Origin of the sequence: Actinopolyspora lacussalsi subsp. righensis (genome assembly GCF_900116555.1) — a bacterium.
GTDB lineage: Bacteria > Actinomycetota > Actinomycetes > Mycobacteriales > Pseudonocardiaceae > Actinopolyspora > Actinopolyspora lacussalsi.
The window spans coordinates 50,316-71,454 of record NZ_FPAT01000005.1 but is presented as its reverse complement, the minus strand read 5'-3'; the positions used below and the strand labels follow the sequence as shown (position 1 = coordinate 71,454).

The window sequence follows — 21,139 nt, the reverse complement described above, 5'->3', positions numbered from 1 at the left end:
ACGAGTCCCGAGCCGGCGAGCAGGTTCTGTCATGAACTCCCGGAGTTCGGATCACTCCCGCGGCCGCGGCGGTCGTGGGAAGAATGTTGGAGGTGACCAGTGCAGACACTCAGAGTTTCGGAACTGGGCGAGCCGAGGGATGTGCTCGAACTCGTCGAGTCCCCGTTACCGCGACCCGGCCCTGATCAGGTTCTGGTTCGAGTGGCGGCCTCTCCGGTCAATTTCCCCGACGCGTTGATGTGTCGGGGTCAGTACCAGGTCAAACCGGAAACGCCCTTCACTCCCGGAGTGGAGCTCTGCGGTGAGATCGTCGAGCTCGGATCCGGAGTCGGCGGTTTCACCACCGGCGAACGGGTCATCGGGGGCGGTGCCGTACCCGTCGGGGGATTCGCGGAGTACGCTCTCATGGACGCCGCCCGTACCTTCCCCGCTCCGGCCGCGCTGTCCGATGCCGAGGCCGCTTCGCTGTTCATCGGGTATCAGACCGGCTGGTTCGGGTTGCACCGGCGGGGCGCCCTGCGGGAGGGCGAGACGCTACTCGTCCACGCGGCCTCCGGTGGAGTGGGCAGTGCGGCGGTGCAGCTCGGCAAGGCGGCCGGTGCCACCGTGATCGGTGTCGTGGGCGGACCGGAAAAGGCCGAGGTGGCCCGCGAACTCGGTGCCGATGTGGTGATCGATCGACACAGCGAGGACTTCGTGGGGGTGGTCAAGGAGAAGACCGGCGGTCGGGGGGCCGACGTGATCTACGACCCGGTCGGCGGGGAAACCTACGAGCGGTCCACCAAGTGCGTCGCCTTCGAAGGACGGATTCTGATCATCGGTTTCGCGAGTGGGAAGATCCCGAGTCCCGGGCTGAACCACGCGTTGATCAAGAACTATTCGATCGTCGGATTGCACTGGGGACTCTACAACGAGCGCGACCCGGCGGCCGTCCGCGAGGCCCACGAGGACCTCTGCCGAATGGCCGACGAGGGCAGGCTGTCCCCACTGGTCAGTCAGCGGGTCGGGCTGTCGGAGCTGGCCGAGGCCACGCAACGCGTCGCCGACGGTCACACCGTCGGGCGGGTGGTTTACGTGAACTCGTAACCGCACCGTCCGGAAGTACGCCGGTTGATCAGGGTCGGAACGGTGCTGCCGAGCCCCGCCGCTCGGTACCGAACCTTTCGGCCGTGATCGGCCTGTCGTGAGCCGTCCACCGCGGCCCGATCACTCGTCCTCATCGGTCGAGTGGTCGGGCCGCGGTGGTATCGGAACCGACGTCAGAACATCACTCGCGAGAGGACCTCGGCGACACAGGCCGGCTTGTCCGTACCGTCGATCTCCACCGTGGTGTGCAGCGTCAGCTGCGATGCCTCGCCCGCCTCGGACACGTCGGCGAGCCGTGAGCTCGCGCGCACGCGGCTGTTCACCGTCACCGGACTCGGGAAGCGGACCTTGTTCAGCCCGTAGTTGATGACCATGCTCGCGCCTCGCACGCCGTAGATCTCGGCGTTGAGTGCGCTGACCATGCTCAGCGTGAGAAATCCGTGCGCGATCGTGGTGCCGAACGGCCCGGCGGCGGCCCGCTCGGGATCGACGTGGATCCACTGGTGATCGCCGGTGGCCTCCGCGAACCGGTCGATCATGTCCTGGGTGACCGTCCACCAACTGCTGCTGCCCAGATCGGTGCCGCTGGCTGCGTGCAGTTCATCGGCGCTACTGAACACGGTCATGGTGCTGCCTCCTGATCGTTCTGCGTTGTCGTTCTCGTCGTGGGGCGCGGTGTGTCTCGGCTTCCAGCGGTCGAACCCCGTAGTGCCGAATCCCGTGGGGCCGAGCCCGCTCCCAGCCGAACCCGTCTGGTTTTGGGCGGGGTTCGAGGGTTTTCCGGCGTCACCGGTACTGCTTGAGTTCCCGGCGCGCCAGCGAACGGCGGTGTACCTCGTCGGGTCCGTCGACCAGGTGCAGCGTTCTGGCGTGCGCGTACAGATTGGCCAGTGGGGTGTCCTGGCTGACTCCCGCACCGCCGTGCGCCTGAATGGCACGATCGATCACGGTGGTGGCCATCTCCGGTACCGCCACCTTTATCGCCTGGATCTCGGTGTGCGCGCCGCGGTTGCCGACCGTGTCCATCAGCCAGGCCGTTTTCAGCACCAGCAGGCGAACCGATTCGATCCGTACCCGTGCCTCGGCGATCCAGTGCTGCACCACGCCCTGATCACCCAGCGGGCGTCCGAACGCCTCCCGGTGCGTGACCCGACGGCACATCAGTTCCAGCGCGCGTTCGGCCATACCGATGGCACGCATGCAGTGGTGGATACGGCCGGGACCCAACCGGGCCTGCGCGATGGCGAATCCCTCGCCCTCGCCGGAGATGATGTTCGTGGCGGGAACCCGGACCTCGTCGAAGTCGATCTCGGCGTGTCCCCCGTGATCACCGTCGGTGTAACCGAACACGTGCATACCCCGCCGGATCGTGACACCGGGTGTGTCCACCGGAACCAGGATCATGCTCTGCTGCCGGTGCCGTTCGGCGGTCGGGTCGGTCTTGCCCATGACGATCAGCACCCGACAGTTCGGGTTCATCGCTCCGGACGACCACCACTTGCGTCCCGTGATGACGTACTCGTCGCCTTCCCGACGAATCCGGGTGGCGATGTTGTTCGCGTCCGAGGAGGCGACGTCCGGCTCGGTCATGCAGAACGCCGAGCGGATCTCGCCACGCAGCAACGGCCCCAACCACCGCTCTTGCTGTCGCTGGTCACCGAACATGTCAAGTACTTCCATGTTGCCCGTGTCGGGGGCCGCGCAGTTCATCGCGGGCGGTGCCAGGTGCGGACTGCGTCCGGTGATCTCGGCGAGCGGCGCGTACTGCAGATTCGTCAGTCCCGCGCCGTGATCGCCGGGCAGGAACAGGTTCCACAGTCCACGCCGACGTGCCTCCTGCTTGAGATCCTCGACCACCTGGGGGACCGACCAGGGATCGGCCGCGTCGCTCACCTGCCGCTCGAATTCCTCCTCCGCGGGATGGACGTGGGTTTCCATGAAGGAATTGATCTCCGAGCGCAGGTTCTCGGTGCGCTCATCAAAAGTGAAATCCATTCATTTCTCCGAAATGTTGGTCAATCCTTGCTCGATCAACGGTTCGACCAGCGCGCCGACGTGCTCGAATCCCTCGCCGACGGTCTGACGCTGCGTGAAGCGGTAGTGGATTCCCTCCAGGATCACCGCGATCTTGAAAAAGCCGAAAGCCACGTACCAGTCCAGTTCGGAAGTATCGACGCTGCTGAGTTCGGCGTAGTGCCGCAGCATCTCGCGCGCGGAGGGAAAACCGAACTCCGGACCCACGCCCTTGGCGATGGGGTTGTCCGCGATGCCGTTGAAACCCTCCCAGTACACGACCAGCAGCCCGAGGTCGGTGAGTGGATCACCGAGCGTGGCCATCTCCCAGTCGAGCACCGCCCGAATGGCGCAGTCCTCGTCGATCAGCACGTTGTCCAGCCGGTAGTCACCGTGCACGATCGCCGTTGGCCCACCCGTGGGTACGCGTGCGGCCAGCCGGTCCCGAAGCTCGGTGACCCCGCGCAGCTCCCGCTGTTGCGAGGCATCCAGCTGTTTGCTCCAGCGGCGAACCTGACGCCGCAGGAACCCCTCGGGTTTGCCGAAGTCGCCGAGTCCGACCGACTCCGGGGCCACGGCGTGTAGCCGCGCCAGTACCTCGACCAGGTGCATCGCCAGGTCACGGCGCTGCCCGGAACTCAGTGCCCGGGTCTGCTCCTCGCTGCGACACGCCTGGCCCGACACCAGGTCCATGATGAAGAACGGCGCACCGATGACCTGTTCGTCCTCGCAGAGCAGATACGTGCCGGGGACCGGCACGTCGGTTCCGGCCAGTGCGCTCATCACCCGGTATTCGCGGCTCATGTCGTGCGCGGTGGCCAGTACGTGACCGAGCGGGGGGCGCCGTAGTACCCAGCTGTTCTTCCCGTCGCCGATCGCGTAGGTGAGGTTGGATCTTCCGCCCTGGATCAACTCGCCGTGCAGCTCGCCGTCGATCAAGCCGGGGTGATCGCGCTCCAGGTAGGAACGGAGCGCGCCGAGGTCCAGTCCCGGAGGCTGGGACGTCGCGGTCTCGTCGGACATGGTTACTCCTGCGGGTCGGGTGCGTCGAGGTCTGGGATGAGTTCGGTGAGACGGGTCCGGGTGCGCTTCGCGTCCTGGTGCAGGATCGTGTGCATGCCGATTTCCTCGGCGGCGGCGATGTTGGCTCGCACGTCGTCGACGAACAGCGTGCGTTCCGGTGGCGTGTCCAGTCGCCGTAGCGCCAGGTGATAGATCCGGGGGTCCGGTTTGCGCAGGCCGACCTCGCCGGAGACGATCGCTTGGTCGAACAGCGGTCCCAACCGTTGCCACGGATAGCTGTTGCCCCAGCTGTTGGACAGCAACCCCGTCCGGGTTCCCGAATCACGAAGTGCCGTGACCAGTCGCATCATCTCCTCGTCCGGTTCCATGAACGAGAACAGCCTGGCGAGCAGTCCTTCGGCCACGACCCGTCGCCCGTCCACGCGAAGCAGTCGTTCGGCGAGCATCCCGTCGAACTCCGCGAGGGAGAGCTCGCCGGTCTCGAGGAGATGGATCGGGGTGTCGTCCGGTGCGTTACGGCCGACCCATTCCCGAAGGACTGCGGAGAAACTCTCGGATCGGATACCCTCGGCACGTGCCCAGGACTCGACGGCCGTTCGGCCCGGTGTGGTGAGTACGCCCCCGTAGTCGAACACCACGGTGGTTATGGCGGGTTCGGTCCGCATGGTGCGGAGCATACCGACTAGCCGGTATGCTGACCAGGGTCCGAGTTCCGCTCGTTTCGCGCGGTGGCCTGGCGCTGACTGCGGAGCGTTACATTGCCAGTCTTTTCAGTAACCTGGCTCACACGCGAACGGGCGAAAAACGAAGATCCCTCGTTTGGCGGATCACGTGAACTGCGCGTAGCGATACTGCGCCAAAGGTGTGACTCCGCTCGGCCGGTTACTGCTGTGTTTCAGTGAAATTATCCAGTCAATTGAATTACGACTCGTATCTATTTTTTCGTCTCGTTTTCCCGGGGGTTGTTCGCCGTTATTGACGGAAAGCCCTACTGGTCGGTAGATATTTTGGTTGCCGCGCGGCATTCCATGTGGAATCCACGTTTCGGACAATCGTTTCAGAGGTGAGACCAATGGCATCTTCCATTCGTTCGGGCGGGACGCGCTTATTGGCGGCGGCCGCTTTCGCCGTCGCCCCCGTGATCGCTCTTGCCCAGCCCGCAGCCGCGGAGAGTTTCTCGCACAACTTCGAGTGCTCGGGGGATTCTCCGCTCGGGGAGCAGCAGTTCAGCTACCAGCAGGACTCGGAGGTGACCGCCCCGGCGAGCGTCGCACCCGGTGAGCAGTTCGACATCGTCATCGACCCGGCCGTCAACACCGTGCCCTCCGAGGTGAACGGTTTCGGCGTGGAGCAGATCGACGGCTTGGATCTCAAGCTGCCGGTGCCCGAGAACACCACCCACGTCTCGACCTCGCAGACCGGTGGCTCCAACCTCGGCACTCCGGCGCCCACGATCGACGTGAGCAACGGAATCGCCACGCTGCACGTGTCCGGTCCGATCGCCGGCGGGGCCGAGTTCGAGCTGCCCACCGTGACCGCCACGCTGCAGGCGGGTAGCTCCGGTCCGATCGAGACCCACCTCTACGGCACCGCCTACGACGATCCGGGTCTGACGTTCAACGCGCAGGTTTCCTCAATTCTCGGAAGTATCGATGTTCCGACGAGTTGCTATCCCTCGCCCAATCCCGTGCTGACCACCACCAGCGTCAGCTGAACCAAAAAAACTGGAGGGCTTTCCGCGGAAAGCCCTCCAGTTTTTGTTCCGTCGGTGTCACGCCGATGTCAGGCGGCGTCCTCCTTCAGCATGTCGGAACATTTTTCACCGATCGCCATCGTGGTGATATTCGGATTCACCGCCACGAGGAACGGCATCGCCGAGGCGTCGGCCACCCGTAAACCGTGCACTCCCTTCACACGCAGCCTGGCGTCCAGCGGCGCGTTCTCGCCGTTGCCCATCGGAACCGAGGCAGCCGGGTGGTACACCGTGTTGTGCGTGGCACGCAGATAATCGGCGATCTCGTCGTCGGAGACCACATCCGGTCCGGGATGCAGTTCGGCTCCGGCCCACTCGCGCATCGCGGGCCGGCTCACGATCTCACGTGCCAGTTTGATGCCGTGGGTCATCACCCTGATGTCGTGCGGGTCGGTGAAGTAGCGCGGATCCACGGCGGGTTTGTCCCGGAAATCCCTGCTGCGCAGGCGCACCGTTCCCACCGAACGGCTCCGCGTGACGTTCGGGGTCAGGCAGAACCCGTTCTCCGTGCTCGGGTACCCCTGCCGCACGGTGTGCATGTCGAACGGCACCGAACCGAAGTGGAACATCAGATCGGGGCGATCGAGACCGGCCTCGGTGGTCGTGAAGATGCCGATCTCCCACCACTGGGTGGAGTCCTGCACCATCGGTTTGGCCGCGTCCCAGCCGATCACCCCTTCCGGGTGGTCCTGCAGGTTCGACCCCACGCCGGGGGAATCGACCAGCACGTCCACCCCGACCGAACGGAGGTGCTCGGCGGGACCGATACCGGACAGCATCAGCAGCTTCGGGGTGTCGATGGCGCCCGAGCTGAGCACCACCTCCCGCCGCGCCGTCACCCGTTCGGTCCGGATGCCGTCGGCCGCCAGGCACTCCACTCCCGTGGCCCGGTTCCCGTCGAAGACCACCCGCTTGACCCTGGCGTCGGTGCGTACGTGCAGGTTCGGACGGTTGCCCATGATCGGGTGCAGGTACGACACCGAGGAGGAAGCCCTGGTGCCGTCCTCGTGGGCGTTGATCTGGAACCAGTTGGCACCGTGGGTGACCGTCCGGCCGGAATTGAACTCCGTGATCGGGATACCGGTCTCTTCACAGGCACGCAGCAGCGCACTGCCGCAGGGGTCGTTCGGTGGAACGTTGCGCAAGCGGACCGGGCCCTGGTGACCGTGGTGTTCCGAGGGCGACTCGTTGTTCTCCAGCCTGCGGTAGAGCGGGAAGACGTCCGAGGCGCCCCAGCCCGTGGCTCCCATCGACTCCCACTCGTCGAGGTCCTCCGCCGGAGCCCAGAAGGCGATGCAGGAATTGTGCGAGGAGCAGCCGCCGAGCACCTTCGCACGCGCGTGCCGCATGAAGGAGTTTCCGCTTTCCTGCGGCTCGATCGGGTAGTCCCAGTCGAAGCCCGACTCCAACAGCGACATCCACTGCTTCAGTTCCAGGACCTCGCGTTTGTCCTGGTCGGTGGGGCCGGCCTCCAGCAGGCACACCGTGATGTCCGGGTCCTCCGACAGTCGTGCGGCGAGCGCGGCTCCTCCGCTGCCGCCACCCACGACGACGTAGTCGAAAGCGGTCGCCTCATCACTCATCGTTGCTCTCCTGTTCTGTGCGCGACACCGCGATACGTCCTGGGCCCGTCGAAGCCGGGGACGATCGGGAGCTCACCGGTTCGCCCCGCGGCCGTCGAACGGGTCGCCGCGGGCGGAGTCCGGCGTGGTTGGTTCCGGGACGTCGGTGGTTCGGGGGGATTCGGAGTCCACTCGGCGGAACGGATCGATCACCTCGGTGGTCGCGTCGACCACCGACGCCCCGAGGTCGGGGAAGCTCACGCGTTCGGCTGCTGTCCCGCGAACCAGTACTGCGGTCCTGGACGGAGGTTCTGGTAGACGTGCTTGACCTCCTGGTATTCCCGGAGGCCGCCGCCGCCCAGCTCACGTCCGATACCGGACTGCTTGAAGCCGCCCCACTCGGCCTGGGGCAGGTAGGGGTGGAAGTCGTTGATCCACACGGTGCCGTGCCGCAGCCGCCCGGCCACCCGCTGCGCCTTGCTCACATCGGAGGTGAACACCGCACCGGCCAGGCCGTAGTGCGTGTCGTTGGCGATGCGCACGGCCTCGTCCTCGTCGTGGAAGCGTTCCACGGTCAACACCGGTCCGAAGGACTCCTCGGACACGGCGACAGAGCCCTGCCGTACCTCGTCGAGCACGGTGGGCAGGTAGAAGTAGCCAGCCCGCAGCTCGGCGTCCTCCGGGCGGCTCCCGCCGGTACGCAGCACCGCTCCCTCCTCGACCGAGCGAGCCACGTAATCCTCGACCTTGGCACGGTGTTCGGCCGAGATCAGCGGTCCGGACTCGGCGGTCTCGTCGAAGGGGCCGCCGAGTCCGATGCGCTCGGCACGCCGCACGATCTCGTCGACCAGTGCGTCGTGGATCTCGTCCTGCACGATCAGACGGGCGCCCGCCGAGCAGACCTGGCCGGAGTGCAGGAAGATCGCGGTCAACGCGTAGTCCACGGCGGTTTCGAAGTCCGCGTCGGCGAACACGACGTTCGGGTTCTTCCCGCCCAGCTCGAGGGCGACCCGTTTCACGGTCGCGGCGGCCGAGGCGGCGATGTTCCGACCGGTGTGCAGTCCACCCGTGAACGAGACCAGGTCGACGTCGGGGTGTTCCGCGAGCGGGGCTCCGGTCTCGGCGCCGTTGCCGAGAACCAGGTTTCCCACGCCCGCGGGCATGCCCGCCTCACGGAGTGCGCGCATCAGCAGCATCGCGGTGCTCGGAGTCAGCTCACTCGGCTTGAGCACGAAGGTGTTGCCCGCGGCGAGAGCGGGAGCGACCTTCCAGGCCACCTGCAGCAGCGGGAAGTTCCACGGTGTGATCAGGCCGCACACGCCGACCGGTTCGTAGTCGACCCTGCTGATGGCATCGGTGGAACCGGTGTTGACGACGTGGCCCGCGTCGGTTCCGGCGATCTTGCCGTAGTAGCGGAAGCACGCGGCGATGTCGTCCATGTCGTAGCCGCTCTCGACCAGCCGCTTACCGGTGTCCAGCGACTCCGCGCGTGCGAATTCCGCACGGTCGCGGACCAGGATCTCACTCACCCGTAGCAGCAGGTCGCCGCGTTCCCAGGGCGAGGTGGCCGGCCACGTTCCCTCGTCGAACGCGGCCCGGGCCGCCGCTATGGCGTTTTCGGCGTCCGTGCGGTCGCCCTCGGAGACCGTGATCACCGGAGAACCGTCGGCGGGGCAGCGGATCTCCCGGGTTTTCCCGGCCGAGGCCGCCTGCCACACACCATCGATGAACAGGGTGCCGGAAGCGGTCGGATCCCCGGTTCGCGTGGCGATCGACTCGTTCGGCGGGGCGTGGGTCTGCGACATAGTGAGTTTCCCGTCGAGGCTGCTTGCTTGCTTTCCGAGTGGCACGCCACCCGGCCGTTCGGCCGTGCCCGGCAACACTCGGTGGATCACCGCGGCGCGGGTGAGCGCTCCCCGGGGGCGTCCGGTCCGGGCGGCGAGGTCCCGTCACCGGGTGGTTGTCCGGCGCGGCCACTGGTTCCGTCGTCGTGTACCGGGACGGTGTGTACCTGGGGCGAGCCCGTATGACACGCACCAGCGACTGCCGGGGGCGAACTCTAGCAGTTTTTATGTACAGATGTACACATAGTTGCTCGTGAGGGGTTCGGTTCGATCATTGTCGAGGCTTTGACCGGCCAAGAAGCGGTTGTCGTGAGGTGGGTCGCATCGCCGTCCGGTGGTTTCGTGGCAGGGTGTTGTTCGTTCTGCGGGTCGGAATCACCGAAGGTGTTCCGGCGAGTACGAGGTGTAGGTGAACCGGCGGAGGGCGCACGACAGACGATGACCACGACGGACTCCGAGTCGCTGCACGCGACGGTCGATGAGCGACGAGGTCGGAACGGCGGTTCGCGCAAGGATCCCGGGCGGCGGGAACGAATCGCTCGGGCCGCGATCAGCGTCGTCGCCGAGCGTGGCATCGAGAAGATCACCCACCGTGCGGTGGCCGCGGCGGCCGGTGTTCCGCTCGGTTCCACGACCTATCACTTCGCCACGCTGGACGACCTGCTCGCCGTCGCGCTGCGACAGGCGGCCCAGGACAACGTCGCCGAACTGCGGGAGTGGGCGGACGGAATGGACTCCGGTGTCGATCTGCCCGCCGTGTTGACCGATCTGGTGCTGCGCTACCTCGGCCCCGAGCGGGAACGTACCGTGGTGGAGCACGAACTCTACGTGGCCGCGCTGCACCGTCCCGCCCTGCGGGCCGCCAGCACCGAGTGGGACGGGGCGTTGCGGGACCTTTTCACCGCTTACACCGACGAGGTCTCGGGCAAAATGCTCGCGGCGGTGTTCTGCGGCCTGCTGTGGCAGGGGATCGTTCGTGAACCGTTGCCCGACCGCGACGAGATCGAGACGATCTTTCGGCGTGCGGTCGGCGATACCGCCCACGGCTGAGCCGGTTTTCTCGTATTGTCCGGTCCGACACCGGACGGTTACCCGCTTTTTCGTCCCTGCCGTTGATCGCCGCACCGGTTGGTGTGGACAATGTGTGGCAGCGATCCGTTTCCAGCCCGTGTGCACAGTGCGATGTGAACCGTACGTAGTTCAGTCGAGTGGCGGACATCGCCGGACGCATTTCGGGTGTAAAACGGAAATTGCCGCGTCGGGGGCGTGGCTCGCTCCAACCACATGCAACCACTGAGTGATCAGGGATGGGGTGAGACCGTGGGGCACAATGACAGCCGTGAGCTAGTGCCGCTCGAGTCGGATTTCGACGTCGTGTGGCGCGGATTCCGGCGTTCGCAGGTGCAGTTCTACATTCAGCAGACCGAGGCCGAGGTCCGGATGCTGACCGAGGATCGTGATTCCGCTCTAAGCCAGGTATCCGACCTCAATACCCAGCTCGAACAGGCACGTGCCGAGATCGATTCGTTACGCAGGCAACTGGACGATGTCTGCCGCACTCCCGTCGAGGAGAAGGCGCTGTCGGATCGGTTGCGTCGTATGGTCCAGCTGGCCAACGACGAGGCCGCCGAGATCATTTCCTCGGCCCGGGCGACGGCCGAGCACGAGTGGTCGCGTTCGGAGCAGGCCGCCTCCGAACTGCGTGCCAGGTACGAGCGGTTGGTCGCCGAGGCGGACGAATGGCGGCAGCAGGCGCAGGATCAGCGGCAGCAGGCGCTGGAGCAGACCAGTCGTGAGATCGAGCGAATGGCCGAGGAGGCCGAGCAACACCGCCGCAGGTTGGACCGCGACGCCGAGCAGCGGCGCAACGAGATCGAGCGTGACTTCGAGATATCGATGGCGGCACGCCGTCAGGAGGCCATGCGCGAACTGGCCGAACGCGACCTCGCCAGCAGGCAGGAGGCCGAGCGGCGGATCAGCGAGGCGGCGGCCGAGGCGGAACGACGCACCAAGCGCGCCGACGAGCAGGTCGAGGCGATGCGGGCACTGCGTCGCAACATGGCCGAGCAGGTCAGGGCGGGCCAGCATCTGCTCAGCGAGGCGGAGCCGTTCCTGGCCGCCTCGGTGACCGGGACCGAGTCCGAGCAGGCCGATGACTACGTGCGGGAAACGACCCGTGGTGAGGACTCGGACGAGATGCGGGACGAACCGGTCGAACTGCCCAGGCAACGGGCGGTCGAGCAGGCAGACGCGTCCGAGGACGAGGACACGACCGTGTTGTCGGGTGCCTCCGGCGGGCAGGCCGAGAAGAGCTGAGCGTTCCGCTCGCCACGGGCGAAGAGGCCTCTGGGCGTGGAGCAGCGTCCGCGAGAGCCGTACCGTGGTGGCTCGGAGCGCACGGTGCGCGGTGTCCGCTTTCGGTGTTCGCCGGGAACGGGCACCGGGCACGCGTAACCCGCCGAGGTATCCGCACGGCGCTTCCGCTGGTCCCGGGAGTCCCTCCGGAAGTCCGGTCGAATGCCACCAACCGGTGGTCGGGTCGGCGTCTCGGCAGTGTGGCGGGAAACATCCGGCAGCGTCCTGCGCCACGTGTCCCGTCGCCCCGCCGTGCGTCCGACTCGGCTCGCGAGAAGCGGCTGAGCCCGTCCCGTCCCGTCCCCTCACCCGACTCAGCGACAGGGGGCCGGAAGGTCTGCTCCGAGCAGGGCTTGTCGGCTCGTTTCCCCGGCGGTCCGCTCGGCGGAATCTCGCGCGGGTCCTCGCCGCGGCCGGGCCCGACATCGGGCGGGTGCCGCGCCACGCCTCCGAGAGGACACGTGGGAGCTCCGGCGGGCCACCGATCCGCGGGAGCGGTCGTTTCGGCGCGGGCAGCGCCGAAAAATGCCGGCGTGGCAACACGTCCGGCGGAAACGTCCGAACCGGCTAAGTACTACGTACTACGAGGATCCGTTCTCCGGAGGAGACGATGGTGTCGACGCTCCGCGGCGCCGTTTCACCCGCCGAGCTGGGCACGGTCCTGATGCACGAACACGTGTTCGTGCTCGGTACCGAGTTCCTCGCGAACGCGCCGCACTACTGGGACGAAGGTGCACGAGTCGAGGACGCCGTCAACAAGTTGCGCGGACTGCGCTCCGCCGGGATCGACACCATCGTTGATCCGACCGTTCTCGGCCTCGGCCGGGACCTGCCCCGCCTGCTCCGCGTCAACGAGCACGTCGACATCAACATCGTTCCCGCGACGGGTGTCTACACCTACAACGAGGTGCCTCCGCAGTTCTGGTTCCGCGGCCCCGGACTCATGTTCGACGGGCCCGACCCGATGACCGAGCTCTTCGTTCGCGAGCTGACCGAGGGAATAGCCGACACGGGAGTCAGGGCGGCGTTTCTCAAGTGCGCCATCGACAGTCCGGGCCTCACGCCGGGAGTGGAACGCGTGATGCGCGCGGTGGGGGCGGCACATCGTCGCACCGGGGCACCGATAACCGTGCACACCAACCCGCACAACGGTTCGGGCCGAACCGCCCTGCGGGTGCTGTCCGAGGAGCGGGTCGACCTGGGCAAGGTCGTGATCGGGCACAGCGGCGACACCACAGACCTGGACTACCTGACCGAGATCGCCGACGCGGGCTGCCTGCTCGGGATGGACCGCTTCGGGCTGGACGCCCTGCTGGACTTTGGGAGCCGTGTCGCCACGGTGGCGGAGCTGGTGCGGCGCGGTTACGCGGAAAGCGTCGTGCTCTCGCACGACGCCTCCTGCTTCATCGACTGGTTCGACGAAGACGAGCTGGCCCGTGCCGCGCCCAACTGGCACTACCGGCACATCGATCAGGAGGTGCTGCCCGCGCTGCGGGAGAGAGGCGTTACGCGGGAACAGCTCGACACCATGCTGGTGGACAATCCGCGTCGCTACTTCTCGTAGCGCCTCGTTCGGGAACCCGCCGCGGGGATTCGGGGCCACCGCGCTCCACGAGCGGCACGAGCCCTCCGTCTAAGGCGTGTCTCCGAATTTTGGGCTGGTAGCGGGTGATGATCCGCCGGTGGCCGGCTACCGGCGTTCGACGCCGAGATCTACAAACGGCGCAACACCATGGAGCGCGCATTCGGCCGTGCGAAGCAGTGGCGCGGGTTAGCCACCCGCTACGACAAGTACGCCCCGACTTTCCTCGACGGTGTCCTCCTGGCAGCAGCGATCATGATCTCCCGCACCGCCGTACGGAATCAGGAGACGCACCCTGGAAGCACCAAGAACAGATCCACCGTTCATCTGACAGTCCCCCGATCGGGCAGGGGCGTAGATGACGATTCCGGAGGTCAGCGCTCCCTGTCAGCAGACGGTCGGTGCCACGGCGCGGCGATTCCGAGCCGGGAGCGGCTTTGAGCCGACAGACCCTGACAAGGTGGGAGAGTTGCTGCTGAAGCTCGCCTCGTTGGACGAGCCGCCAGTGCGGCTGCTGCTCGGGTCCGACGCGGTTCGGTACTCCGCCGTCGAAGACGCCCGCTGAAACTCGCCGGACCGGACGCCTGACGGCGGGCTCCGGAACGCGTTGCGGCCAGCCGCGCACTCAATACTCCAGCGTCACTTTGTGATCTTGCTGGTGAGAGGGGTGGTGAGATGGGGGCTGCCACCGCGTGATCACGAGTGTGTGACGACGCATGAGCACGTGGTGGCCGTGGGCCACACGGTAGCCCCGGCCCGCGGTAGCGCGGTATTCGAGTCGATGATGGACCGAGTGGCCGGGTGTTTTCGCCGAGTGGGAACTCGGAGCACGGCCCGAGCGTTGGTGTCCGGGCTGGTAGCGCCGATCGAACGCAAGACCTGTTGGCAGCTGGCCGAACAGGCCGGGTATGCCCGTCCCGAACGGATGCAGCGGCAGTACTCCGGCACCGCCGGGCGCATCGAGAACTGCCAGGTCGGGGTATTTGCCACCAACCCCGAACTCGCCCAGCAGATGATCGCTCGCGCCCGGCAGGCCGGCCTGGCGTTTTCCCGGGTGACCGCCGACGAGGTCTACGGACAAAGCCCCAGCTTCGGGGCTGGGTGGCCGAGCACGACATCGGCTGTATCACGAACTATCGCTGGAGTACTAGTCGTACCGGTCGTTCAGGACGTTTCCGACGGGCGCGGTGTGACGTGCGACTCCAGCGAGGCCCACCCGGCGTCGGCATCGCTCCACCCTCCGGGGGCGCTCAGCACCGCGATTCCCGAGGTCTTCAGCTCCACGCTCGTGCCGGTCAACAGTGTGACCAGCTCCTCCAGCCCCGGATTGTGCGCGATCAGCAGCACGGTGCGGTCCTCGTCGGGGAGCTCGCGGACCAGGGCGAGCAGCTCGCCGATGTCCGCCCCGTACAGTCTCGGCTCGTGCTCGACCCGCGCGGCCGCGGCGAGTTCGGGAAGCAGCAGCTCCCCGGTCTCTCGAGCCCGGACGGCGGTGGAACAGCGGACGAGGTCGACAGGACCTTCGTGCTCGCGCAGCCATCGGCCCGCCGACGGGGCTTCGCGTCGGCCCCGAGCGGCGAGTGGCCGATCGTGGTCGGCCACCTCGGCGGTGCGGTCCGACTTGGCGTGCCGGACTGTGACGAGTCGGCGTTGTCGGTCCCGCATCGCCGTACTCCTTCCTCGGTCGAAAGGCCCGTGGCAGAGCCCGCTCGAGTGCTCGACCGGCCAAGGCCCTCGGGAGACGTATACCCGGTGGGCCTCAGCTCAACGCGCTCGGGTCGGCCGGGACATCCACCCCGTGTTCGCGTAGTACGTCCAGGGAGACGACCTCGACGGCACGCTCGTGCGTGGCGGCCAGCACCACCGGAGGGGCCACTCCCGCGTGGTATGCCTCGAGCCAGCGGGAGGCGCAGACACACCAGCGGTCCCCGGCCTGCAGACCGGGAAAACCGAACTGGGGCAGCGCGGCCGTGAGATCGTTGCCCGACTCGCGTTGCTGCTCCAGGAATTCGTTGGTGACCACCGCGCACACCGAGTGGTTTCCGGTGTCCTCCGGGCCGGACGCGCAGCAGCCGTCGCGGTGGAAACCGGTAAGCGGATCGGTGCCGCACTCTTCGAGAGGCTCGCCGAGGACGTTGCGCTCGTTGCTCATACCCCCAGCATGGCAGCCACTGCGACACGGATCACCGCCCGCTTCGACGGCCGCGGTGGAAGGTATAGGGTCGATGTGGTGTGGTTCGGACCTCTGTTGCCTTACTTCGTGGGGGTCGATTCCGACGCTTCGGGGCGATGTCGACACGCTGAGTGACTTATTGGCCCTCTGAGTACTACCTACGAGGGCAATCTAGGTAGTCGTGTACGTGTTTTCCGGTGGTTACGTGCACGCTCAGTGCTGGGAGTCTGGGGACTCGTGAATACCCCCGGCCAACACAACCCCGAAGAAGAACCCCGTGAACCGGTCGGCTCTTCCGAGTCGGCAGACGCCAGCGAGCGTCGAGCGAACCCGGAGCGGCCCTCGAACGCACCGGGTGCTTCCAACGGTTGGCGGCGTAGCGCGCGCGGAACCGAACAGTTCGCGCGTGACACCGCCTACCGGCTGCGCCCCGTCGCGCGTCGAACCACGGATCGGATCATCCGGTGGTTGCGGCAAGTGCTGGCCGCACTGGCGACGCTGACCCAACGTGTGGTGCGCTGGGCCGCTCCTTACGCGCGGCGCGCGCACGCGTGGCTGATCCCCGCCATCGAGGGGGTGCAACGCCGAATCGATCCAGTCGTGCGGCGCGTGCGGCAGCGGCTTTCGCCGGTGATCGAACCGGTCCGGCAGCGGCTGGCCCCCATCGCACACCGGATCCGCGACGAGTTGCGTCCCCGCGTCGCCAAGCTGCGCGCGAGGTTGCCGGAGAGCTCCGGCCGCCACCGGGCGCAGCTGCGCAGCCGTTCGGTGCAGCTGACCGCGGCTGCGGCGGCCTTCGGCGTGCTGGCGATCCTCGTCGGCACCGCGGGACCCGACACCGGCGAGCGGACCACCCCGGCGGCCCACACGGTCGAGCTGCGTTCCCCCGACCAGGCGCAGTCCGACCAGGGCGGAACCCAACAGGACTCCTCCTCGGAGCAGGACTCCGCTTCGGACCAGGAGCGGGCCCAGGCGCGGGCCGAGAACCCCGACTCGGACAGCGCCCCCGAGGCCAAGAGCTCCCCCGCGAAGCCCGCCGTCGACATTCCGCCGAACGCGCACGGCATCGACGTTTCCAACCACAACGGCCCCATCCAGTGGAACGAGGTGGCCGCCTCCGGTGAGCACTACGCCTTCGTGCTGGCGACCGATGGCGGAAACTTCACCAACCCGATGTTCGACCAGCAGTTCAATGGCGCCAAGAACGCCGGAATGCTCGCCGGTGCCTACCACTTCGGCAGGCCCACCGGCTCCGCTGTCGGACAGGCCGATCGGTTGCTGAATACGATGGGCTCGACCGACGACGGAAAGACCCTTCCGCCGGTGCTGGACCTGGAGGTCTCGCCCAACGGAGGCGGCTGCTACGGCAAGACTTCCGGCCAGCTGCACTCCTGGACCCAGAGCTTCCTCGACAGGGTGAAGTCCAAGACCGGCGAGGACGCCATCGTCTACGCCAGCCCGTCGTTCTGGAGCAGCTGCATGGCGGGCTCGCAGGCATTCTCGGAAAACCCGCTGTGGTTGGCCTCCTACGGGGTCCCGCAGCCGAGCCTGTTCGGTGGGTGGGACGCCTACTCGTTCTGGCAGTACACCAACAAGGGCAGCATCCCCGGTATCACCGGTCCGGTGGACAGGAACCTGTTCCAGGGCAGCGGTTCCGACCTGCTCGAACTCGCCCGGTGAGTACGACCGTCCGCTGAGCGACACGGTGCGGTCGACAACAGAACGATCGTGACAACAGCGCGGTAGCGACAACAGGGGCGTCCACCCGGGTGGACGCCCCTGTTTCGTGTTCGGTGGGGGCGAGACCGGTCGGCACCACTCGGTCTCCCGTTGTCCGGTGGTGCGCTCCGCCGTGTGCAGCTGTTCCGATGTGCTGCGCCCGCTGCGGCCAGGAGGGTGCTCGGCTCGAGTTACTACCGGGTAAGCTTACGCGGAGCCGGAACCGAAACATGTCTCAGCCTGCTCGTTCCGCGATGTTCCGGATGCGTGAGGTGAATCGTGCGAATTGCGCTGCTTTCCTATCGAAGCAAGCCGCACAGCGGCGGGCAGGGTATCTATGTTCGTCACCTCAGCAGTGGACTCGCCGAACTCGGACACGAGGTCGAGGTCCTGTCGGGACAGCCGTATCCGGAACTGGACGAGGGAGTGCGGCTGACCCGGGTTCCCAGCCTCGACCTGTACCGGGAGTCCGACCCGTTCCGAACCCCGCACCCCCGTGAGTTGCGCGGCCCGCTCGACCTGGCCGAACTGGGGATCATGTGGTCGGCGGGCTTTCCCGAACCGTTGACGTTCAGCCTGCGTGCCGCACGGATACTGCGCTCCAGGGCGGGCGAGTTCGACGTCGTGCACGACAACCAGTCCCTCGGTTACGGCCTGCTCAACCTGCGCCGCTCCGGGATTCCGCTGGTGGCCACCGTGCACCACCCCATCACCCACGACCGGCGTGTCGAACTGGCGGCCGCCCGGGGGTGGCGCAAGCTCGGGGTTCGACGCTGGTACGGCTTCCTGCGGATGCAGCGCCGAGTGGCCCGCCGCGTACCGCGAGTGCTGACCGTCTCGGAGTCCTCAGCCGAGGACATCGTGCGCGACTTCGCCGTGGACCGGGCGAACCTGCGGGTCGTGCCGCTCGGGGTGGACCCCGAGGTTTTCCGCCCACCTCATCGCCCCAGGGTTCCGGGTCGAATCGTGGCCATGGCCAGCGCGGACACCCCGATGAAGGGCATCGGCACGCTGCTGGAGGCAGTGGCGAAACTGCGCACCGAGCGCGCCGTGGAACTGGTGCTGGTCGCCAAACCCACCAAGGGTGGGCCCACCGAGCGGTTGATCGAGGAACTGGCCATCGGTGACGTGGTCCGAACGGTCAGCGGACTCACCGATGAGCGGCTCGCCGAGCTGTTCGGCTCCGCCGAGATCGCCTGCGTTCCGTCGCTGTACGAGGGTTTCTCGTTGCCGACGGTGGAGGCCATGGCCTGCGGTACCCCGCTGATCGCGAGCCGGGCGGGTGCGATTCCCGAGGTGGTGGGGCCCGACGGAACCACCGCCGAACTCGTGCCGCCCGGCGACGCGGAAGCACTCACCGCCGGGTTGGGCACGCTGCTGGCCGATCCCAGCCGCAGGACCGCGCTGGGCGAAGCGGGCAGACAGCGGGTTCTCACCCGCTACAGCTGGTCGTCGGTGGCCGCCGCCACGGTCGACTGCTACGCCGAGGCGATCGAAGCAAGCAGAAAAGGGCGGTGAAGCGTTGCTGACGGTGGATTTCGACACGCTCGGAGTGCGACAGGGCCAGCGAGTGCTGGATCTGGGTTGTGGTGCCGGTCGGCACGCGTTCGAACTCTATCGGCGCGGGCTGGACGTGGTTGCCTTCGACCACGACGAATCCGATCTGGCCGACGTGGCCGCGATGTTCGGCGCCATGGAGCAGGCGGGCGAGGTTCCCGCCACGGGGGCTGCCACCACCGTGCAGGGCGACGCGCTCGACCTGCCGTTTCCGGACGAATCCTTCGATCACGTCATCGCCTCGGAGATCCTCGAGCACATTCCCGAGGACGACAAGGCGATGCACGAGGTGGTGCGGGTCCTCAAACCGGGTGGGCGCGTCTCCGTCACCGTTCCCAACCGGTTCCCGGAACGGGTCTGCTGGGCACTGTCCGAGGAGTACCACCGCGTCGAGGGCGGCCACGTTCGTATCTACCAGCGACAGCAGTTGTTCGGCAGGCTGCGCTCGGCCGGGCTGCGACCGGTTCACCACCACTACGCCCATGCGCTGCACTCGCCGTACTGGTGGCTGAAGTGCGCGGTGGGGGTCGATCGTGATCATCCGCTCACGCGGTTGTACCACCGGCTGCTGGTGTGGGACATGCTCCGGGCACCGTGGTTGACCCGGAGCCTGGAGCGCGCCCTCAACCCGGTGCTGGGCAAGAGCATCGTCACCTACCTCTACAAGCCCGGGGTGACAATTGCCTGAGGTCCCGGCGGTCGACGGAGTGCTGTCGGCGACCGAGGTGGCCACCACCGTCGAATCCGTCCGAGCCGTCCAGGAACCCTCCGGGGCGATCCCCTGGTACCCGGGTGGACATCTCGATCCGTGGGATCACGTCGAATCGGCCATGGCGCTGTCCGCGGGTGGTCACTTCGCCGCCGCCGAGCGGGCCTACGAGTGGTCGGCCCGCAACCAGCGTGCCGACGGATCCTGGCCCATGCGGTTCCGGAACGGCGGGATCGAGGACCACGGCGCGGACACCAACTTCTGCGCCTATCTCGCGGTCGGCGTCTGGCACCACTTCCTGATCACCGGTGATCGTGAGTTCGCGGCGCGGTTGTGGCCCACCGTACGAGCCGGGGTCGATCTCGTGCTCTCGGCCCAACTGCCCCGCGGCGAGATTCGCTGGGCGGTCGGCGTCGACGGGAGCACGCTACCGGAGTCGCTGCTCACCGGGTGTTCCAGTATTCACCACAGCCTGCGCTGCGCGTTGGCGCTGGCCGAGTCGATGGGCAGTCCCCAGCCGAGCTGGGAGATCGCGTTGGGACGGTTGGGCCACGTGCTGCGTGCCCACCCGGAGGCGTTCACGAGCAAGGACCGCTACTCGATGGACTGGTACTACCCCGTCCTAGGCGGTGCGGTCCGCGGTGAGCAGGGTCGCGAGCGGTTGCGTGGCCGCTGGTCCGACTTCGTGGTCGCCGGTCTCGGTGCCCGTTGCGTGTCCGACCACCCCTGGGTGACCGGTGCTGAGACCTGCGAACTCGTGCTGAGCCTGGACGCGCTCGGCTGGCACGCCGACGCCGTTCGACTGTTCCGCGATATGCAGCACCTGCGTGAGACCGACGGTTCCTACTGGACCGGCTTCGTCTACAGCGACGCCAAGAACTGGCCCGTGGAGCACACCACCTGGACGGCGGCCGCCGTGGTCCTGGCTGCTGACGCGCTTTCCCGGACCACACCGGGGAACGGTGTTTTCCGTGCGCGAGGACTGCCGGACGGGCTGCTCGGCGAGAACGAGTCCGAGTGCGGTTGCCTAATCGAGGCAGACCCCGCCACTGACGCGCTGCAGCACCCGTAGCGAGCCGGTGACCGAGACCTCGCGGAACTCACCGCTGTCCAGGGCTCTTCGGTAGATCCGGTACGGTGCTCGGCCGCCGTCGGCGGGATCGGGGAACACGTCGTGCAGCACCAGTGCTCCCCCACGGTGTATCCAGGGGGACCAGCCCTCGAAGTCGGCGCTCGCCGCCTCGTCGGTGTGCCCGCCGTCGACGAACAGCATCGAGATCGGGGTGCGCCAGATCGCGGCGAGTGCGGTCGAGCCGCCCACGACCGCCATGACCCGATCCTCGAGTCCGGCATCGGAGATGGTCCGGCGGAACCGTCCCAGCGTGTCCAGCCGCTCGTCCGCGGGATCCACCAGTTCGGGGTCGTGGTACTCCCAGCCCGGTTGGTGCTCCTCGGAACCCCGGTGGTGGTCGACCGTCACCACCAGGCCACCGGTGGCGGCGGCAGCGGCTCCCAGGTAGATCGCCGATTTGCCGCAGTAGGTACCGATCTCCACGGCGACCCCGTCGGCGAGGTACGCCATCGCTGTTTCGAACAACGCCGTGCCCTCGGAATCCGGCATGAATCCGGTCGCGGAACGGGCTGCTTCGAGCAACCGCGGTGGCATTCGGTGCCGCGGTGTGTCGGCTGTGGCGTCTGTCGGCGAGGCTGCGGCCACCCTGGTTCCTTCTCGTGTCGCTGGACTGCGGACTGGCTGTCGAACG

19 protein-coding genes and 2 pseudogenes are annotated in these 21,139 nt (G+C 67.2%); 11 read left to right on the top strand and 10 right to left on the bottom strand.

Annotation, left to right across the window (positions count from 1 at the left end; translation table 11 throughout):
* Positions 1-99: 99 nt before the first annotated feature.
* Positions 100-1,086, top strand: a complete 987-nt coding sequence (locus tag BM394_RS10740) for an NADPH:quinone oxidoreductase family protein (RefSeq protein ID WP_092977354.1) — start codon at positions 100-102, stop codon at positions 1,084-1,086.
* 173 nt (positions 1,087-1,259) lie between these two features.
* Here BM394_RS10740 and BM394_RS10735 read toward each other — a convergent pair whose 3' ends face one another.
* From BM394_RS10735 to BM394_RS10720, 4 genes are all read right to left on the bottom strand, one after another.
* The gene (locus BM394_RS10735) at positions 1,260-1,712 is read right to left on the bottom strand and encodes a MaoC family dehydratase (protein WP_092924881.1); all 453 of its coding nucleotides are present in this window, start codon (positions 1,710-1,712) and stop codon (positions 1,260-1,262) included.
* A gap of 160 nt (positions 1,713-1,872) precedes the next feature.
* Positions 1,873-3,081 (bottom strand): acyl-CoA dehydrogenase family protein, encoded by a 1,209-nt coding sequence (locus BM394_RS10730; RefSeq protein ID WP_092977352.1) that lies wholly within the window; start codon positions 3,079-3,081, stop codon positions 1,873-1,875.
* Positions 3,082-4,122: a phosphotransferase family protein gene (locus BM394_RS10725; protein WP_092977350.1), complete on the bottom strand. Its 1,041-nt coding sequence runs from the start codon at positions 4,120-4,122 to the stop codon at positions 3,082-3,084.
* Positions 4,123-4,124: 2 nt separating this feature from the next.
* On the bottom strand, positions 4,125-4,787 hold the full coding sequence (locus BM394_RS10720) for an HAD family hydrolase (protein ID WP_092977785.1): 663 nt from the start codon (positions 4,785-4,787) through the stop codon (positions 4,125-4,127).
* A 407-nt stretch (positions 4,788-5,194) separates the two neighbouring features.
* Between BM394_RS10720 and BM394_RS10715 the strand changes: the two genes are divergently transcribed.
* Positions 5,195-5,836, top strand: coding sequence for a cyclase (locus BM394_RS10715; RefSeq protein WP_092977348.1), 642 nt, complete (start codon positions 5,195-5,197; stop codon positions 5,834-5,836).
* Between the two features lie 68 nt (positions 5,837-5,904).
* On the opposite strand, the gene BM394_RS10710 is transcribed toward BM394_RS10715, so the two are convergent.
* The 3 genes from BM394_RS10710 to BM394_RS10705 all read right to left on the bottom strand — a co-directional run bounded on the left by BM394_RS10710 (position 5,905) and on the right by BM394_RS10705 (position 9,242).
* Positions 5,905-7,458 (bottom strand): GMC family oxidoreductase, encoded by a 1,554-nt coding sequence (locus tag BM394_RS10710; RefSeq protein WP_092977346.1) that lies wholly within the window; start codon positions 7,456-7,458, stop codon positions 5,905-5,907.
* Between the two features lie 72 nt (positions 7,459-7,530).
* Positions 7,531-7,698, bottom strand: coding sequence for a hypothetical protein (locus BM394_RS22790; protein WP_175530055.1), 168 nt, complete (start codon positions 7,696-7,698; stop codon positions 7,531-7,533).
* Positions 7,695-9,242 (bottom strand): aldehyde dehydrogenase family protein, encoded by a 1,548-nt coding sequence (locus BM394_RS10705; protein ID WP_092977344.1) that lies wholly within the window; start codon positions 9,240-9,242, stop codon positions 7,695-7,697. The genes BM394_RS22790 and BM394_RS10705 overlap by 4 nt, the downstream gene beginning before the upstream one ends.
* A 477-nt stretch (positions 9,243-9,719) precedes the next feature.
* Here BM394_RS10705 and BM394_RS10700 point away from each other — a divergent pair, with 477 nt between their 5' ends.
* The 5 genes and pseudogenes from BM394_RS10700 to BM394_RS23925 all read left to right on the top strand — a co-directional run.
* Positions 9,720-10,331, top strand: coding sequence for a TetR/AcrR family transcriptional regulator (locus BM394_RS10700; RefSeq protein ID WP_092977342.1), 612 nt, complete (start codon positions 9,720-9,722; stop codon positions 10,329-10,331).
* A 234-nt stretch (positions 10,332-10,565) separates the two neighbouring features.
* Positions 10,566-11,597, top strand: coding sequence for a coiled-coil domain-containing protein (locus tag BM394_RS10695; RefSeq protein ID WP_092977783.1), 1,032 nt, complete (start codon positions 10,566-10,568; stop codon positions 11,595-11,597).
* Between the two features lie 649 nt (positions 11,598-12,246).
* Positions 12,247-13,200, top strand: coding sequence for a phosphotriesterase family protein (locus BM394_RS10690; protein WP_092977340.1), 954 nt, complete (start codon positions 12,247-12,249; stop codon positions 13,198-13,200).
* Positions 13,201-13,311: 111 nt separating this feature from the next.
* Positions 13,312-13,485, top strand: a pseudogene (locus tag BM394_RS23320) (transposase); the annotation flags it as partial.
* Positions 13,486-14,002: 517 nt separating this feature from the next.
* Positions 14,003-14,308 (top strand): annotated as a pseudogene (locus BM394_RS23925) (hypothetical protein); the annotation flags it as partial.
* A 74-nt stretch (positions 14,309-14,382) separates the two neighbouring features.
* Here the strand turns inward: BM394_RS23925 and BM394_RS10680 are convergent.
* Both BM394_RS10680 and BM394_RS10675 read right to left on the bottom strand, forming a co-directional pair.
* Entirely contained in the window at positions 14,383-14,883 is a 501-nt protein-coding gene (locus BM394_RS10680; RefSeq protein WP_092977336.1) for a SixA phosphatase family protein, read from the bottom strand.
* Between the two features lie 94 nt (positions 14,884-14,977).
* On the bottom strand, positions 14,978-15,370 hold the full coding sequence (locus BM394_RS10675; RefSeq protein WP_092924897.1) for a DUF2237 family protein: 393 nt from the start codon (positions 15,368-15,370) through the stop codon (positions 14,978-14,980).
* Positions 15,371-15,628: 258 nt separating this feature from the next.
* Here BM394_RS10675 and BM394_RS10670 point away from each other — a divergent pair, with 258 nt between their 5' ends.
* From BM394_RS10670 to BM394_RS10655, 4 genes are all read left to right on the top strand, one after another.
* The gene (locus BM394_RS10670; protein ID WP_092977781.1) at positions 15,629-17,071 is read left to right on the top strand and encodes a GH25 family lysozyme; all 1,443 of its coding nucleotides are present in this window, start codon (positions 15,629-15,631) and stop codon (positions 17,069-17,071) included.
* Positions 17,072-17,389: 318 nt separating this feature from the next.
* The gene (locus BM394_RS10665; protein ID WP_092977334.1) at positions 17,390-18,628 is read left to right on the top strand and encodes a glycosyltransferase family 4 protein; all 1,239 of its coding nucleotides are present in this window, start codon (positions 17,390-17,392) and stop codon (positions 18,626-18,628) included.
* A gap of 4 nt (positions 18,629-18,632) precedes the next feature.
* The gene (locus tag BM394_RS10660) at positions 18,633-19,355 is read left to right on the top strand and encodes a class I SAM-dependent methyltransferase (protein ID WP_092977332.1); all 723 of its coding nucleotides are present in this window, start codon (positions 18,633-18,635) and stop codon (positions 19,353-19,355) included.
* Positions 19,348-20,448 (top strand): prenyltransferase, encoded by a 1,101-nt coding sequence (locus tag BM394_RS10655; protein WP_092977329.1) that lies wholly within the window; start codon positions 19,348-19,350, stop codon positions 20,446-20,448. Before BM394_RS10660 ends, BM394_RS10655 begins: the two co-directional genes overlap by 8 nt.
* Here the strand turns inward: BM394_RS10655 and BM394_RS10650 are convergent.
* On the bottom strand, positions 20,404-21,042 hold the full coding sequence (locus tag BM394_RS10650) for a class I SAM-dependent methyltransferase (RefSeq protein WP_092977327.1): 639 nt from the start codon (positions 21,040-21,042) through the stop codon (positions 20,404-20,406). The genes BM394_RS10655 and BM394_RS10650 overlap by 45 nt on opposite strands.
* Between the last annotated feature and the right edge of the window lie 97 nt (positions 21,043-21,139).

What these genes read in the sequence shown, in the direction of transcription:
- BM394_RS10680 (WP_092977336.1), bottom strand. Translation starts at nt 14,883, where the DNA reads ATGCGGGACCGACAACGCCGACTCGTCACAGTCCGGCACGCCAAGTCG.
- BM394_RS10710 (WP_092977346.1), bottom strand. Translation starts at nt 7,458, where the DNA reads ATGAGTGATGAGGCGACCGCTTTCGACTACGTCGTCGTGGGTGGCGGC.
- BM394_RS10725 (WP_092977350.1), bottom strand. Translation starts at nt 4,122, where the DNA reads ATGTCCGACGAGACCGCGACGTCCCAGCCTCCGGGACTGGACCTCGGC.
- BM394_RS10695 (WP_092977783.1), top strand. Translation starts at nt 10,566, where the DNA reads ATGCAACCACTGAGTGATCAGGGATGGGGTGAGACCGTGGGGCACAAT.
- BM394_RS10730 (WP_092977352.1), bottom strand. Translation starts at nt 3,081, where the DNA reads ATGGATTTCACTTTTGATGAGCGCACCGAGAACCTGCGCTCGGAGATC.
- BM394_RS10715 (WP_092977348.1), top strand. Translation starts at nt 5,195, where the DNA reads ATGGCATCTTCCATTCGTTCGGGCGGGACGCGCTTATTGGCGGCGGCC.
- BM394_RS10705 (WP_092977344.1), bottom strand. Translation starts at nt 9,242, where the DNA reads ATGTCGCAGACCCACGCCCCGCCGAACGAGTCGATCGCCACGCGAACC.
- BM394_RS10675 (WP_092924897.1), bottom strand. Translation starts at nt 15,370, where the DNA reads ATGAGCAACGAGCGCAACGTCCTCGGCGAGCCTCTCGAAGAGTGCGGC.
- BM394_RS10720 (WP_092977785.1), bottom strand. Translation starts at nt 4,787, where the DNA reads ATGCGGACCGAACCCGCCATAACCACCGTGGTGTTCGACTACGGGGGC.
- BM394_RS10690 (WP_092977340.1), top strand. Translation starts at nt 12,247, where the DNA reads ATGGTGTCGACGCTCCGCGGCGCCGTTTCACCCGCCGAGCTGGGCACG.
- BM394_RS10735 (WP_092924881.1), bottom strand. Translation starts at nt 1,712, where the DNA reads ATGACCGTGTTCAGTAGCGCCGATGAACTGCACGCAGCCAGCGGCACC.
- BM394_RS10650 (WP_092977327.1), bottom strand. Translation starts at nt 21,042, where the DNA reads ATGCCACCGCGGTTGCTCGAAGCAGCCCGTTCCGCGACCGGATTCATG.
- BM394_RS10700 (WP_092977342.1), top strand. Translation starts at nt 9,720, where the DNA reads ATGACCACGACGGACTCCGAGTCGCTGCACGCGACGGTCGATGAGCGA.